We start from the raw sequence: 13,763 nt of genomic DNA, 5'->3' as shown, positions 1-13,763 counted from the left end.
CGTCTCGATTAAGGTCAGCCTACGTCGGAGGTAGGGAATAGCGTTGACACGGCCCCCCCCAGCGAAACCATGCGGAACGTGATAAAGACGACAGCACTTTGGGAGACGGGTCGCGCATATCACTGGTCCGTCCCACAGAGTGGCATCGCAGCGGCTATTCGGCGAACGATGTGCCATTCCACGCGTACGTCCGGTCCGTGCCGACGCCGCCGGACGCCGGGCCCGACGAGACGTACAGGCCTTCGGCGGTCACCCGCCAGTGGCTGACGGTGTGCCCGGCGGGGGTCGGCACCCTGGCCACGGCCAGCCAGCCGTCCGGGGCGGTGTCGAAGACGACCAGGTTGTGTCCCGGCTGGACGTCGGCCGTGCTGTTCGGCGTGTCGTCGGGCGCGCATGCCACCAGCAGCACCAGATACGGCCGCCGGTCCGGCAGCAGCCGCGGCAGGTAGGGGCCGTTGGACGGCGTGCCGGGCACCAGGGTCCACTCGCGGTCGCCGGCCGCGGCGATGCCCTCGGCGTTGAACACCGGCCGCACCGGCCCGCCCGTCGCGGGCAGCCCGGCGCAGTCCAGCTGGTCCGCGATGCCGGTCAGGTCCAGGCGGCGGCCCTCCACCGTCGGCAGGACCGGCGGGTATTCGCTCGACACGTCCTGCCCGGCGAACGCCTTGCCGGTCCAGCGAAACCCGTACGCCATGCCCATCAGGTAGTCCTGCGGCCCGGTGTGCCACGGGTGCATCTCGGTGTAGAGCACCTGTTCGGCCACCCAGACGCTGGTGAACAACGCGCCCCGCTCGCCCGGAAAGCCGAGCGCGCGCAGCGCCCCGTCCGTCGCCCGCTCCACCACCAGCAGGCGCGAGGAGCCGTCGCCGCTGTCCTCCTCGCCCGACAGGCAGTAGGCGTGCAGCACCGCCTCGGCCGCGCCGTCCCCGGTGAGATCGCCGTAGGCGGCCGGTTCGCGGTCCAGGTACAGCTGCGGCCAGCCGCCGCCGCTGGTGATGACCGGTTCCCCGGTGCGTCCGTCGACCTCGCGGAAGGTCAGCCGCCCGGAGGGGCACCCGGGCGAGGCCGGGACGGTCACCACGGCCGTGCGCCAGTCGACGTCCAGGATCGGGTCCCCCGCGTCGACCGTGCGCACCGGCCCCGGGCTCGGTGGCGGCGCGCTGGGCAGGGACACGCTCACGCTCGGGCTCGGGGTCTGCGCCGGAGGTGGCGGCTGGTGCCCGCCGAACCGGATCACCTGCAGCGCGAACACCGCGACCAGCGCGCAGGCGGCCGCGGTCGCGGTCGCGATCGCCCCCCGGCGGCGGCGGCGCTGCCGGTCGCCGCGCTGCCGCACGTCCTGCGGGGGCACGGGCTCGCCGCCGGCACCCGAGTGCTCGCCCAGCAGGGCCGCCAGTTCGGTGCGCCCGCGGTGCAGCCAGGACTTGACCGTTCCGGTGGGCACGCCCATCTCCCGCGCCACCTCGGCCACCGGCAGGTCGACGAGGTGGTGCAGCACGATCGCCTGGCGCTGGTCCATCGGCAGCGCGCGCAGCGCGGTCACCAGTGCCACGTGCTCGGGATCCGCCGCCGGCACCTCAGCGGGGCGCTGGCGCACCAGGTGCGCGGCGGCCACCCTCAGATGGCGCCAGCGGGACCGGGCCAGGTTGACGGTCACCCGGTACACCCATGCGGGCGGGTTGTCGTAGCGGGAGATCTCGGCCCAGCGCTGCCAGGCGCGGCAGTACGCCTCCTGGGCGAGGTCCTGTGCCTCGCCCCGGTCACCGGTCAGCCCGAACGCGACGGCCACGGTTCCGGCGTAGTGCGCCTGGTAGAAGGCATCGAAGTCGGCGGCGTCGAGGGCACGCCGGGCGGCGGGTCGCGGCGCGCGGGCCGACAGCGGCGCGGGCGTCGCCGGGGGCGGGACGGACATCGTCATGCAGGGTCACACACGATGCCCCGCCGCCCGGTTGCATGAATCCCAACTGTTACCGCCAGACGTTAGGCTGCGGTCGTGAACGGTTACCTCGACGCGTACGCGACGGTGGCGTTGCTGCTGCTCGTCGGTGTGCTGATCATCGGTGGGGCGTACACGGCGAACCGGCTGCTGCGTCCGTCGCGGCCCAGCGCGGCCGAGGGCAAACTCGACACGTACGAGTGCGGCCTCGATCCGGTCGAGGGCGGCTGGGCGCAGATGCAGATTCGTTATTACGTCTACGCGTACCTGTACGTGCTGTTCGCCGTCGAGGCGGTCTTCCTGTTCCCATGGGCTGTCGTCTATGTCGAGGCGGGGCTCGCGGTGGTCGTGGAGATGGCCGTGTTCGTGGCAGTGCTGGCATTGGGCCTGCTCTACGCCTGGCGGAAGAACGCGCTGCGCTGGCTCTGACCGCGTCGCGCATCCCGGCATCCGCCCGCCCGGGTCCGCCCTACCGGTCGGTAATGAGCCGGACGGATCCCGTGCCACGGGCCGGACAGCTCGGGTGGCAGGGTCGCGCTGAAGCGCCCTTCGTGCCACGATCGTGGGCATGGGCAACGTGCTGCTGCTGATCGTCGTCGCGCTCACCGTGGGCGCCGTGGTGTTCGGGGTGATGACGCTGGTCACCGGGGGTGACCCAGGTCTGGCGCCGGCCGAACCGGACGAGCGAGCCACTCCGCTGCCCGCCGACCGCCCGCTCGTCGAGGGTGACGTGTCCCGGGCGACGTTCGACCCGGCCTGGCGCGGATACCGGATGGCGCAGGTCGACCAGACGCTGCGTCGGCTGGCGTACGACATCGGTTACAAGAGCGAGCTGATCCAGGTGCTCGAAGCCGAGGTCACCGCGCTGCGCGAGGGCCGCGTCGAGGACGCCGACACGCTGGCCCGTGCCCGCGCCAGCGCGCTGGGCGTGATCACCGCGACCCCCGTGGACGAGAACACCGTCGACGTCACCGACGAGACGCCCGCCGAGGAAGCCGCCCCGGCCGAGCTCGACGTGACCGCGGAGCAGACCGGCGACGAGCCCGCCGACGAGGCTGACCACCAGACCGACCCGGCACCCGCCGTGGTGGACGAGGCGCCGGCCGGCGAGCCGGTCCGGCGGTGACGGCGGGCGATCCCGCCGCGCCCGGCGCGGGTGAGGTCACCGCGACGATCATCGTGGCCGCGCCGGCCGAGCGGGTGTTCGCCGCGTTCATGGCGTGGGAGCGGCAGAGCGACTGGATCCCGCTGACCAAGGTGCGAGTGGTCGAGGGCGACGGCGGCGAGGGCACCGTGATCGAGGCGATCACCGTGGCCGGCCCGGCCGTGCTGCGCGACGAGATGCGCGTGGTCAAAGTGGACCCGCCGTACGAGGTGCGGGTCGTGCACCAGGGCAAGGTGCTGCGCGGTCCCGGTGTCATGCGGTGCACCCCGATGGCCGGCGACCGCACGCAGGTCGTCTGGCACGAGTGGTTCCACCTGCCCGGCGGCGTCGCTGGCCGGCTGGCCTGGCCGCTGCTGTGGCCCGGCTCCAAGGTCAGCCTCAAGCAGGCCCTCAAGCGCTTCGCCAGGATGGTCGAGTCCGGCCGCCTGCCGTGAGTGAACCCCAAGCGGGGAAACCTTCTATCAGCGAAACCTTCTATCGTGAGCGGTCACGGTAGCCTTTGACCGTGGCTCCCACGACGTTCGGAGGGGACGCGTTGAGTGCTGCCGTCGCCAAGCTCGCGCAGTTGCGCCCAGGTGTGCGCGGCTATACCGTCGCCGACCTGCACACCCTCCCGGAAGTCGGCCCGCGGTACGAGCTGATCGACGGGAGCATCGTCATGTCTCCCTCCGCCACCAGTGCCCACAACATGATCGCGCGGTGGATCGCGCAGCTCATAGAGGACGCCAACCCCGGCGACGGCTACGTAGTCGGCACCGACCAGTCCGTCACCATCGATGAGCACAATGAGCCTCGCCCGGACATCGTGGTGCTGCCTGCCGCCCACATCGACGACTCACCGTTCCCGGTGGACGGGGTGCGGTTGGTCGTGGAGGTGGTGTCGCCGACCTCTGCGCTGCGGGACACCGAGGTCAAGCGAGTGCTGTACGCGCGGGCCGGTGTCCCGTTCTACTGGGTGGTCGTCCCGGATCCCGACGCTGACACGATCGCGCTCGCGGAACTGGTGCTGGAAGGCGGCACGTACCGGTACGCGACGCACTACACGACCGAGGTGTTCCTTACGAAGCAGCCGTGGCCGGTGGAGATCGACCTACCGGCGTTGGCCGCGCGGACGGCTCGCTACCGCAGGCCGTCCGCCGGCGCGTCCTGATCCGGCCTCATTCGATCCGGATGGCCCGCGGGGCGGCCGGGGCGGGGACGGGCCTCGGCGCGGGCACCGCGCTGGGAGACCAGCCCGGGCCGCGGAGCAGGGTCGGCAGCCATTCGCGTACGCGGCGGGTGCGCAGGTCGCGGAAGATGGCGGCGTACTCGTGGTAGGCGACGCGCAGCGGGTTGTAGGTCGTGATGTTCTTGGTGAGGCCGTAGACCGGGCGCTCGGTCTCCGGGGCGAACGAGCCGAACAGGCGGTCCCAGATGATCAGGATGCCGCCGAAGTTGCGGTCGAGGTAACCGCCCTGCGAGGCGTGGTGCACCCGGTGGTGCGACGGGGTGTTGAAGACGAACTCGTACGGCCGCCACATCTTGTCGATGCGCTCGGTGTGGATCCAGAACTGGTAGACCAGGTTGATGCCGCCGCAGAACGCGGTGACCCGCGGATCGACGCCGACGGCGGCCAGCGGCAGGTAGAACAGGAACCCGGTGAAGCCGGTCCACGACTGGCGCAACGCGGTGGACAGGTTGAACGTCTGCGACGAGTGGTGCACCACGTGCGACGCCCACAGCAGGCGGATCATGTGGTGGCCGCGGTGCGACCAGTAGTAGCAGAGGTCCTGCGCGATGAGGAACAGCGGCAGCGCCCACCAGTGGAACTCGATGCGCAGCGGTGTGAGCAGGTAGATCGCGCTGGTGGCGACGGCGGTGCCGATGCCCCAGAGCACGTCCCAGCCGAGGCTGCCCAGGCCCATGCTCAGGCTCGTCGCGGTGTCCTTGCCGCCGTAACCGACCTCGGCGTCGTCGGGATGGAACCAGTAGGACACGCGTTCGAGGACCATGAGCAGAATGAACAGCGGCACCGAGTACAGCACCACCGGTGGGAAGGCCGGGAGCTCCATGGGTTCCGAAGGCTATTCGCGTTCGAGTAAGGGGGCAAGAGGGTGAGCGACCTCATCATCGGCGAGGACGGGCTGGCACGCTGCGCGTGGTCGGCCGGAGCGCCGGAGTATCGCGCGTACCACGACCAGGAGTGGGGCACCCCGCTGCGCGGCGACGACGCGTTGTTCGAGCGGGTGAGCCTGGAGGCGTTCCAATCCGGCCTGTCCTGGATCACGATCCTGCGCAAGCGGCCCGCGTTCCGGGCGGCGTTCGCCGGGTTCCACCTGGAGAGCGTGGCCGCGTTCGGGCCGGCCGACGTGGAGCGGCTGCTGGGCGACGCCGGGATTGTGCGCAACCGGTCCAAGATCGAGGCGACGCTGCACAACGCGCGGGTCGCTCTGGAGCTGCCGGGCGGGCTGAGCGCGCTGCTGTGGTCGTACGCTCCGGAGCCCGGCAGCCGCCCCCGCCCCGCAGGACGGGCCGACGTGCCCGCCACCTCCGCGGAGTCCATGGCGATGGCCAAGGACCTCAAGAAGCGCGGGCTGCGTTTCCTCGGACCCACTACCGCGTACGCGCTCATGCAGGCCACCGGCATGGTCGACGATCACCTGGCAGGCTGCCACGTTCCGCTGGTGGCTCGTCCCGGCGACCCGCCTGGACGGCGGCCCACCGAGGACTCCCCACCAGCGTCCGCGCGAGCGCTGTGATGGGATGAGCGGGTGAGCGGGAAGTGGCTGGTCAGTGTGGCGTTGCCGATCGAGGCGGAGTCGGCGGAGGAGGCCGTCCGGGAGTACTGGCGGTATGTCACCGAGCTGGGCCCGGACGAGCTGCCCGCGTACGTGTCCCCAGCGGGGGACGAGCTGCAGATGACGGCGTACGTCACCGACGGCGTCGCCCCCCTCGACCCTGAAGAGGACTAGCGGCCCTCGAACACCGGCTTGCGCTTGTTGACGAAGGCGTCGGTGGACTCGCGGTGGTCGGCGGTGCCGCCCGAGCGCTGCTGCGCCGCCAGCTCGACGAGCAGGGCGTCGGCCAGGGTGCCGGTCGCGCCGTGCAGCAGCTCGCGCTTGATCTGCCCGTACGCCACGGTCGGGCCGGCCGCCAGCCGGGCCGCCAGCTCCTGCGCGACCGGAAGCACCTGCTCGTCGTCCTCGGTCAGCCTGGTCAGCAGCCCCAGCCGCTGGGCCTCGTCGGCCTTCACCGGCTCGGCGAGCAGCAGCAGCTCGGCGGCCTTGGCCGCGCCGACCATCCGCGGCAGGGTCCACGACACGGCGGTGTCGGCCGCCAGGCCCACCCGGGCGAAGGCCATCAGGAACGACGTCGACGGTCCGCCGATGCGCAGGTCGGACAGGAACGCCAGGCCCGCGCCCGCGCCCGCGGCCGGTCCGCGCACCGCGGCGATCACCGGCTTGGGCAGCTCGGCCAGGGCGAGGGCCAGCGGGTTGTAGTGCTTCTCGACGGTGTCCAGGGGAGCCTTGCCGCCCATCGCGGACATGTGTTCACGCAGGTCCTGCCCGACGCAGAAACCCCGGCCGGCGCCCGCCAGCACCACCGCGCGGCATGCCGGGTCGTCGGCCAGCTCCAGGAACGTCTCCCGCAGCGCCTCCTTGAGCGCGATGTCCAGCGAGTTGAGGGAGTCGGGGCGGTTCATGGTGACGGTGACGACGCCCTCGGCGCGGTCGACGAGCAGCGGTGCGGACATCAGCTCTCCCTGAGGCAGTGGTCGACGAAACGGTCGGCGGCGGGCCGCAACCGGGCGGCCTGCCGGTCGAAGAAGGCGGCCGCGGCAGTGCCCGGCCAGTCCGGCGGCAGCAGTGAGGCGGGCAGCTGCGGGTCACGGAACAGGAACGCGCGCCAGGCGTGCACCAGGGCGCACCGGGCCGCGTACGCGGTGCGGTCGTCGGCCAGCCGCGTGATCGCGCCGACCACCGGCGTGAGCTGGGCCACGAACCCGGCGTACGAGGCGCCCACGGCCGGCACGTTCCACGCTCTCATGATCAGCTCACGGGCACCGGTATCCCCGCCGGTGTGCGTGGCGGAGAAGCGCTCGAAGCGCACTCCGGCGTCGGCCAGCAACTGGTCGACCTCGCCCGCGGGTCGGGCGGCCAGCCAGACGCCGGTCTCCAGCCGCCCGTAGCCGAGGAAGGTCAGCTCGGCGGCGAGCCGGTCGCGCTCGGTGCGTGCTTCCGGCGCGGAGATCACCAATAGGTCGAAATGCCCGTCCCAGGAGCTGCGGCCGGTCCGGTAGATGCGGGCGGCGGCCTCGTCGAGGCGGCGTACGGCCCGCGGGGTGAGCTGGTAGCCCGGTCCGGCGGGCAGTCGCACCGGGGCGAGCCAGCCTTGTCGCACCATGCGGGACACCGCGGTACGTACCGCCGGTGCGGCGATTCCCAGCGGCGCGAGCAGCCGGATCAGGGCCGCGATGGTGGCCCGGCCACCACGTTGCCGCAGGTGATCGCCGTAGAGGTCGAAGAGTGCGGAACGGGCCTGCATGAGGGGTGATTGTGACAGATGTGAACTGTGCTGGCGAGATGATGTCACACCGTGACCGGCCCGGTTTGGGCTTAGCGGAGTCCATCAGGGAAAATCATTGGTCGGCACCCGTTCGTGTGGCCCCACCCAACCACACGCGGTGCCGGACGGCGTACGAAGACGGCGCGTCGCGGGCAGGCTGCATCGGCAGCCGTCGCGAGGTTTCGTCGGCGGAGCAGGCGGGGAGACCCGCCAAGTCTTGCATTCCACCCGGGTGCAGGTCTGGCAAGTCTGAGGGGAGACACACATGGCGGCGATGAAGCCGCGGACGGGCGACGGTCCGCTGGAGGTCACCAAAGAGGGCCGGGGAATCGTCATGCGCGTGCCGCTGGAAGGCGGCGGGCGGCTTGTGGTGGAGATGACACCAGACGAGGCCACCGCTCTCGGCGAGGCCCTCAAACTGGCCGTCGGCTGACATCGGGACCGGCCGGGCGATAACCCGGCCGTCCAACCCATCCCTCCCGGCATCACGTGCCACGCCACGGGCGCGGCGCGCAGCCACCACACCCCCATTGCATCACCCACTCCTGACCAGCGGGACCGTCCTGGACCCCGGTATGTCGCGCGGCGGCGCGCCTCCACCGGGGCGGCACGGGCCGCACCTCCGTCGCGGTCGGCGCCGGAGGTGGCGCGATAGGGTCAGGCGGTCGGCGGCCGGTGGGGCGTCGGCGGCACAGCCAGTGAAGGGGCAGGGATGATCTCGATTCGACTGGACGGCGCGGCGGAGCTCGCCGGAACCGTCGCGTGCCCGGTGGGCACCGCCGAGGGCGAGTCCGCGGCGGGCACACCGCTCGCGGCGGGCACACCGCTCGCGGTGCTGCCCTCCGACGTCGCCGCCGAGGTGGACGCATTCCTCGCCGCGACCGAGCACAAGGGCTCGGCCGGGGCCCTCCAGACGCTGCCGCGGCCGCTGCGCGAGCCGTCGAAGGTGCTGCTGGCCGGGGTCGGCTCCGGTGACGAGGCGGGCTGGCGGGCGGCCGGCGCCGCGCTGGCCCGTGCCGCGGCCAAGGAGTCCGTGCTCACCGTGCTCGCTCCCGCCGACCTGACCGACGCGGCGCTGCGCGGCCTGGCCGAAGGCCTGTGGCTGGCGTCGTACCGGTTCCGCGTCGCGGAGGAGAAGCCCGAGGCCGCGCCGAAACTGGCCGAGGTCGTCGTCGCCGTCGAGGCCACCCCCGAGCGGGAGGCCGCGCTCGCGGCGACCCGCATCGTGGCCGGGCACACCCGGTTCGCCCGGGACCTCACCAACACCCCTTCGCTGACCAAGACGCCGGAATGGTTCGTTCGCCAGGTGCGCGAGCGGGCCGGCGACGGCGTGACGGTCACCGTGCGCGAGCGCGAGCAGCTGGAGGCCGAGGGCTTCGGCGGCATCCTCGCCGTCGGCGGCGGCTCGGTGAACGAACCCCGCCTGCTGGAGCTGAGCTGGTCGCCCGCGGACGCGACGACGCACGTGGTGCTGGTCGGCAAGGGCATCACGTACGACACCGGCGGCATCGACATCAAGCCCAACGACGCCATGCAGCTGATGCGCAAGGACATGGGCGGCGCGGCCGCGGTCGTCGGCGCGCTGCTCGCCGTCGCAGACCTGGGCCTGCCGGTGCGGGTCACCGCGCTCGCCCCGCTGGCCGAGAACATGGTCTCCGGCAGCGCCTGGCGCCCCGGCGACGTGGTCACCCACTACGGCGGCCTCACCTCCGAGGTGCGCAGCACCGACGCCGAGGGCCGGGTCGTGCTCGGCGACGCCATGGCGTACGCGGTGGAGAACCTCGGCCCCGACCTGCTGATCGACCTCGCCACGCTGACCGGGGCCTCCCGGATCGCGCTCGGCAAGAAGACGGCCGCCCTGTTCAGCGCCAACGAGGAGCTGATCGGCGGCTTGACCGCTGCCGGTGCTGCCGCCGGGGAACCGCTGTGGCGGCTGCCGCTGGCCGAGGAGTACGCCGGGGACGTGTCCTCGGACATCGCCGACCTGGACAACGCCGCGGGCAACCCGGGGACCATCACCGCGGCGCTCTACCTGCGCGAGTTCGCGGGCAGCCTGCGCGATCGGTGGGTGCACATCGACATGTCGTCGCCGGCCTGGTCCGCGTCCCCGGACGCCGAGCTCACCAAGGGCGCGACCGGCTGGGGCGTACGCACCCTGGTCCGCTGGCTCACCACCGTCGCCTGACCCGTCCCACCTGCGAGTTGCGAACGGGGGTCAGGCTTTGACGGCGGCGAGGAGGCCCTCGCCCAGGGGGAGCAGGGCGGGGTGCCAGAGGTCGCTGTCGCGCACGGCGTACGCCAGGTCGCGGACCGTGAAGACGTCGCGGCCGCTGGTCAGGACGCCGTGCAGGACCACCACGCCGCCGGGACGCAGCAGCCGGGCGGCGGCCTCCATGAACGCGGCGTACTCGGTCGGGTCGGCGTCGACGAAGATCAGGTCGTAGGCGCCGTCGGCGAGCCGGGGCAGCACCTCCAGCGCCCGGCCGGTGATCACCCGGGCCCGGGATGTGGAGAAGCCGGCCTCGGTGAACAGGCGCCGCGCCATGCGCTGGTGCTCGGACTCGCGGTCGATGGTGGTCAGCACGCCGTCGGCGCGCATCCCGCGCAGCAGCCACAGGCCGCTGACCCCGGTGCCGGTGCCGATCTCGACGACCGCCTTCGCGGCACAGGCCCCGGCCAGCATGCGCAGTGCCGCGCCGACCGCCGGCGCGACCGGCTGCAGACCCACCTCGACGGCCAGTCCGCGGGCCGTCTGCGCGATCACGTCTTCGGGGACGAACGACGCGATGAAGTCGCCTGCGCTACCGGGCTGGCGATGCAGCGTCGTCATGGGGCACCTTCCGTGAACAGTGATTTTTCACGTTGAAACCGTGCCATCCTGAAACCGGGAACGGGACGGAGGGCTGGTTCAGTGACCGACGGCTGGGGTTATCGCCGGCCGGATGACGACGACTGGACGGCAGCGCAGCAGACGCCGCCGGCCGTCGCACCTCCGGCGTCGTTTTGGTGGTCCGATGCGCTCAACGATCCGTGGCGCGATCCGCACTCGCCGGTGGCGCTCGTGCCACCCGCCGAGCGCGCGCACGCGCCCGAGCCGGAGCCGTTGGCCGAGCCCGACCATACCCGACGTCGTACGTTGTGGACAGTCGCCGGAGCGGCCGTCCTCGCGGGCGTACTGGCCGGGGTGCTCGGCGGCGCGATGGGCGTGCGGTTCAGCGACGACCGCCAGACCGCCCGCTCGATCCTCGGTTCGACCGCCTCCCCGCCGCAGCGAGCCCCCGAGTCGCTGGCCGCCGTGGCCAGCCTGCTGCTGCCCAGCGTGGTCACCGTGCGGGTGCCGGTGGACGGCAGCGTGTCGCTCGGCTCGGGCTTCGTGGCCAGCGCCGACGGCCACATCATCACCAACGACCACGTGGTGTCCGGCAGCTCCGGCGTGGTGAGCGTCATATTCGACGACGGCACCAGCTCCCCGGCGAAGGTGATCGGCTCCGACCCCGAGTCGGACGTGGCGGTGCTCCAGGTCAAGCGCCCTGAGCTGCACCCGGCGATGCTGGGCGACTCCGACGCGGTCGCGGTGGGCGACGCGGTGGTGGCGATCGGCTCGCCGCTGGCGCTGCGCGGCACGGTCACCGCGGGCATCGTCAGCGCGCTGGACCGCCCCATCGCCACGGACGCCGAGAACGGCACGACCAGGTACTACGCCGCGATCCAGACCGACGCCGCGGTCAACCACGGCAACTCGGGCGGCCCGCTTGTCGACGCCGCGGGCCAGGTCGTCGGGATCAACGCCGTGATCAAGTCGATGGCGGGCAGCGAGGAGTCGGCGGGCAACATCGGCCTGGCCTTCGCCATCCCGATCAACCACGCCCGCCGGGTCGCCGAAGAGATCATCTCCGCGGGCCGGGCGCACCGTACGGTGATCGGCGCGGAGGTGGAGGAGTCGTTCCGCGGTCCGGCCGGCGGGGTGCGCCTGGGCGAGGTGACGGCCACCGGACCGGCCGCCGAGGCGGGCCTGCGCACGGGTGACGTGGTGACCAGCTTCGACCGCCGGCCGCTCAGCGAGCCCACGGACCTCATCGCACTTGTGCGGAAAACTGCACCGGGTGAGGTGGTCGAAGTGACCTACAAACGGGGTTCTACCAGCCACAACGCTGCCGTGACACTCGTCGCTGACGCCGACTGAGGGGTGGCCTGTCCGGCCGTCGCACACGTACCCTTGCGACGGCGGCCACAGTCGGGAGGTAGCGGTGTTCGAGAACCTTGGCACACCGGAGTTCATTGCGCTCCTGCTGCTCGCGCTGTTGATCTTCGGCGAGCGGTTGCCCAAGGTCATCAGTGACGGCATGCGGATGCTGCGCGGCCTGCGCGCCATGGCGACCAACGCCACCGGCGACCTGAGCAAGGAACTCGGCACCGACATCAAGCTCGAGGACCTCAACCCGAAGGCCTTCGTCCGCAAGCACCTGCTCAGCGAGGAGGACGAGGCCGCCCTCCGCAAGCCGTTGACCGGCATGTACGACGAGCTCCGGGGCGAGCTGAACAACGCCGGCAAGCTGGCCGCCGAGACCAAGGCCAACGTCAACGCCATGGCCTCCGCCACCCCCACCGGCGCATCCTCGACCCCCGCGACCCCCGTCGCCACCCGCTTCGACGACGCCACCTGACCCACCCCACCCTCCCGGCCCTCCGGCCTCCCGGCCCCCCGGCCCTCGGGGGTGATCATGAACTTATGGCACGGGTCGGCGGCGTGTCGTGGGCACAATTCCATGATCGACGCGCGGGGTTCGGCTGCGTGGGCCAACGGGCGACGGCTCAGGGCCCCGGACGATTCCGGGGCACTGAGCCGTCATGAGCTGCGTGGCGCTGCCCTAACCCATGGCCCGTGAAGGGCCGGTCGGTGCGGGTCAGCGCTTGGCGGGGGAGAGGCCGAGGGACTTGCCGACGAGAGACTCGCGGCGCAGGGCCAGGCGGTCGGCGATGGCGTTGAGGGCCTTGCCGGCGGGGGAGTCCGGACCGGCCAGGACGGCGGGGACGCCGTCGTCGCCGGCTTCGCGTACACCGGTGTCCAGCGGGATCTGGCCCAGCAGCGGCACCGACGCGCCGGTGAGGCGAGTCAGCGAGTCGGCTACGGTCTGCCCGCCGCCGGCCCCGAAGACCTCCATCTTGCTGCCGTCGGGCAGTTCGAGCCAGGACATGTTCTCGATGACGCCGACCAGGCGCTGGTGGGTCTGCAGGGAGATCGCCCCGGCGCGCTCGGCGACCTCGGCGGCCGCGGCCTGCGGGGTGGTGACGACCAGGATCTCCGCGGTCGGCAGCAACTGGGCCAGCGAGATGGCGATGTCGCCGGTGCCCGGGGGCAGGTCGAGCAGCAGCACGTCCAGGTCGCCCCAGTACACGTCGGCGAGGAACTGCTGCAGGGCGCGGTGCAGCATCGGCCCGCGCCAGACGACGGCGGCGTTGCCGCTGGTGAACATACCGATGGAGATGACCTTCACGCCGTGTGCCTGCGGCGGCATGATCATGTCTTCGACCTGGGTGGGGCGGCCCTGCACGCCGAGCATGCGGGGCACCGAGTGGCCGTAGATGTCGGCGTCGACCACGCCGACGGACAGGCCCCGGGCGGCCAGCGCCGCGGCCAGGTTGACGGTGACGCTGGACTTGCCGACGCCGCCCTTGCCGGAGGCGACCGCGTACACGCGGGTGCGGCTGCCGGGCTGCGCGAACGGGATCACCGGCTCGGCCGCGGCGTTTCCGCGCAGCCGCTTCTGCAGGTCCTGCCGCTGGTCCGGGCTCATCACGCCGAAGTCGATCTCGACCGAGGCCACCCCGGCGACGGTCTTCGCCGCCGCCGTGATGTCGGTGCGCAGGGTGTCCTTGAGGGGGCAGCCGGCGACGGTGAGCAGGATGCGGACGTACGCCACACCCGCGTCGACCTTCACCGACTCGACCATGCCGAGCTCGGTGATGGGACGCTTGATCTCCGGGTCGTTCACGGAGCCGAGCGCGGCCAGGACTGCCTGGTCGTCGGCGTGCACAGCGGTGGACATGCGCCCATGCTACCCGCGGCATCGATCATGACCGCGGAACGCGGGGACCGGGTGGTACGCGCAACATTCT

15 protein-coding genes and 1 pseudogene are annotated in these 13,763 nt (G+C 72.1%); 10 read left to right on the top strand and 6 right to left on the bottom strand.

Features of this window, described 5'->3' with window-relative positions; translation table 11 throughout:
* Window positions 1-154: 154 nt before the first annotated feature.
* Window positions 155-1,912, bottom strand: coding sequence for a SigE family RNA polymerase sigma factor (locus AB0B35_RS14690; protein ID WP_361045131.1), 1,758 nt, complete (start codon window positions 1,910-1,912; stop codon window positions 155-157).
* A gap of 81 nt (window positions 1,913-1,993) precedes the next feature.
* Between AB0B35_RS14690 and AB0B35_RS14685 the strand changes: the two genes are divergently transcribed.
* The 4 genes from AB0B35_RS14685 (at window position 1,994) to AB0B35_RS14670 (ending at window position 4,251) form a co-directional block, all read left to right on the top strand.
* Complete coding sequence (locus AB0B35_RS14685; RefSeq protein WP_361045128.1) at window positions 1,994-2,365, top strand: NADH-quinone oxidoreductase subunit A; 372 nt, start codon at window positions 1,994-1,996, stop codon at window positions 2,363-2,365.
* Between the two features lie 139 nt (window positions 2,366-2,504).
* Window positions 2,505-3,062: a DivIVA domain-containing protein gene (locus AB0B35_RS14680; RefSeq protein ID WP_361045125.1), complete on the top strand. Its 558-nt coding sequence runs from the start codon at window positions 2,505-2,507 to the stop codon at window positions 3,060-3,062.
* Window positions 3,059-3,535 carry an SRPBCC family protein gene (locus tag AB0B35_RS14675; RefSeq protein ID WP_361045122.1) on the top strand — a complete coding sequence of 159 codons (477 nt, stop codon included), beginning with the start codon at window positions 3,059-3,061 and terminating at the stop codon, window positions 3,533-3,535. Before AB0B35_RS14680 ends, AB0B35_RS14675 begins: the two co-directional genes overlap by 4 nt.
* 71 nt (window positions 3,536-3,606) lie before the next feature.
* On the top strand, window positions 3,607-4,251 hold the full coding sequence (locus tag AB0B35_RS14670; RefSeq protein WP_361045119.1) for a Uma2 family endonuclease: 645 nt from the start codon (window positions 3,607-3,609) through the stop codon (window positions 4,249-4,251).
* A gap of 7 nt (window positions 4,252-4,258) precedes the next feature.
* On the opposite strand, the gene AB0B35_RS14665 is transcribed toward AB0B35_RS14670, so the two are convergent.
* Window positions 4,259-5,152, bottom strand: a complete 894-nt coding sequence (locus tag AB0B35_RS14665) for a sterol desaturase family protein (RefSeq protein WP_361045116.1) — start codon at window positions 5,150-5,152, stop codon at window positions 4,259-4,261.
* Window positions 5,153-5,194: 42 nt separating this feature from the next.
* Between AB0B35_RS14665 and AB0B35_RS14660 the strand changes: the two genes are divergently transcribed.
* On the top strand, window positions 5,195-5,839 hold the full coding sequence (locus AB0B35_RS14660) for a DNA-3-methyladenine glycosylase I (RefSeq protein ID WP_361045113.1): 645 nt from the start codon (window positions 5,195-5,197) through the stop codon (window positions 5,837-5,839).
* Between the two features lie 24 nt (window positions 5,840-5,863).
* A pseudogene (locus AB0B35_RS14655) lies at window positions 5,864-6,052 on the top strand (hypothetical protein); the annotation flags it as partial.
* Here the strand turns inward: AB0B35_RS14655 and AB0B35_RS14650 are convergent.
* On the bottom strand, window positions 6,049-6,834 hold the full coding sequence (locus tag AB0B35_RS14650) for an enoyl-CoA hydratase-related protein (RefSeq protein ID WP_361045110.1): 786 nt from the start codon (window positions 6,832-6,834) through the stop codon (window positions 6,049-6,051). The pseudogene AB0B35_RS14655 and the gene AB0B35_RS14650 sit on opposite strands and share 4 nt — an antisense overlap.
* Window positions 6,834-7,625, bottom strand: a complete 792-nt coding sequence (locus AB0B35_RS14645; RefSeq protein ID WP_361045107.1) for a PaaX family transcriptional regulator C-terminal domain-containing protein — start codon at window positions 7,623-7,625, stop codon at window positions 6,834-6,836. Before AB0B35_RS14645 ends, AB0B35_RS14650 begins: the two co-directional genes overlap by 1 nt.
* A gap of 286 nt (window positions 7,626-7,911) precedes the next feature.
* Between AB0B35_RS14645 and AB0B35_RS14640 the strand changes: the two genes are divergently transcribed.
* Window positions 7,912-8,079, top strand: coding sequence for a DUF3117 domain-containing protein (locus AB0B35_RS14640; RefSeq protein WP_120317235.1), 168 nt, complete (start codon window positions 7,912-7,914; stop codon window positions 8,077-8,079).
* Window positions 8,080-8,358: 279 nt separating this feature from the next.
* A complete protein-coding gene (locus AB0B35_RS14635; protein WP_361045104.1) occupies window positions 8,359-9,831 on the top strand; it encodes a leucyl aminopeptidase family protein in 1,473 nt (490 codons plus the stop codon).
* 30 nt (window positions 9,832-9,861) lie between these two features.
* Here the strand turns inward: AB0B35_RS14635 and AB0B35_RS14630 are convergent, their stop codons facing one another.
* Window positions 9,862-10,476, bottom strand: coding sequence for an O-methyltransferase (locus AB0B35_RS14630; protein ID WP_361045101.1), 615 nt, complete (start codon window positions 10,474-10,476; stop codon window positions 9,862-9,864).
* Window positions 10,477-10,557: 81 nt separating this feature from the next.
* Between AB0B35_RS14630 and AB0B35_RS14625 the strand changes: the two genes are divergently transcribed.
* Both AB0B35_RS14625 and AB0B35_RS14620 read left to right on the top strand, forming a co-directional pair.
* Window positions 10,558-11,829, top strand: coding sequence for a trypsin-like peptidase domain-containing protein (locus tag AB0B35_RS14625; protein WP_203691226.1), 1,272 nt, complete (start codon window positions 10,558-10,560; stop codon window positions 11,827-11,829).
* A 64-nt stretch (window positions 11,830-11,893) separates the two neighbouring features.
* Complete coding sequence (locus tag AB0B35_RS14620) at window positions 11,894-12,310, top strand: hypothetical protein (RefSeq protein WP_361045098.1); 417 nt, start codon at window positions 11,894-11,896, stop codon at window positions 12,308-12,310.
* 240 nt (window positions 12,311-12,550) lie between these two features.
* Here AB0B35_RS14620 and AB0B35_RS14615 read toward each other — a convergent pair whose 3' ends face one another.
* Window positions 12,551-13,693: an Mrp/NBP35 family ATP-binding protein gene (locus AB0B35_RS14615; protein WP_360536031.1), complete on the bottom strand. Its 1,143-nt coding sequence runs from the start codon at window positions 13,691-13,693 to the stop codon at window positions 12,551-12,553.
* Window positions 13,694-13,763: the final 70 nt, after the last annotated feature.

The sequence above is a fragment of the Catellatospora sp. NPDC049133 genome, assembly GCF_040648455.1.
Classification (GTDB): domain Bacteria; phylum Actinomycetota; class Actinomycetes; order Mycobacteriales; family Micromonosporaceae; genus Catellatospora; species Catellatospora aurea.
This window is presented reverse-complemented; position numbering and strand designations above follow the sequence as displayed.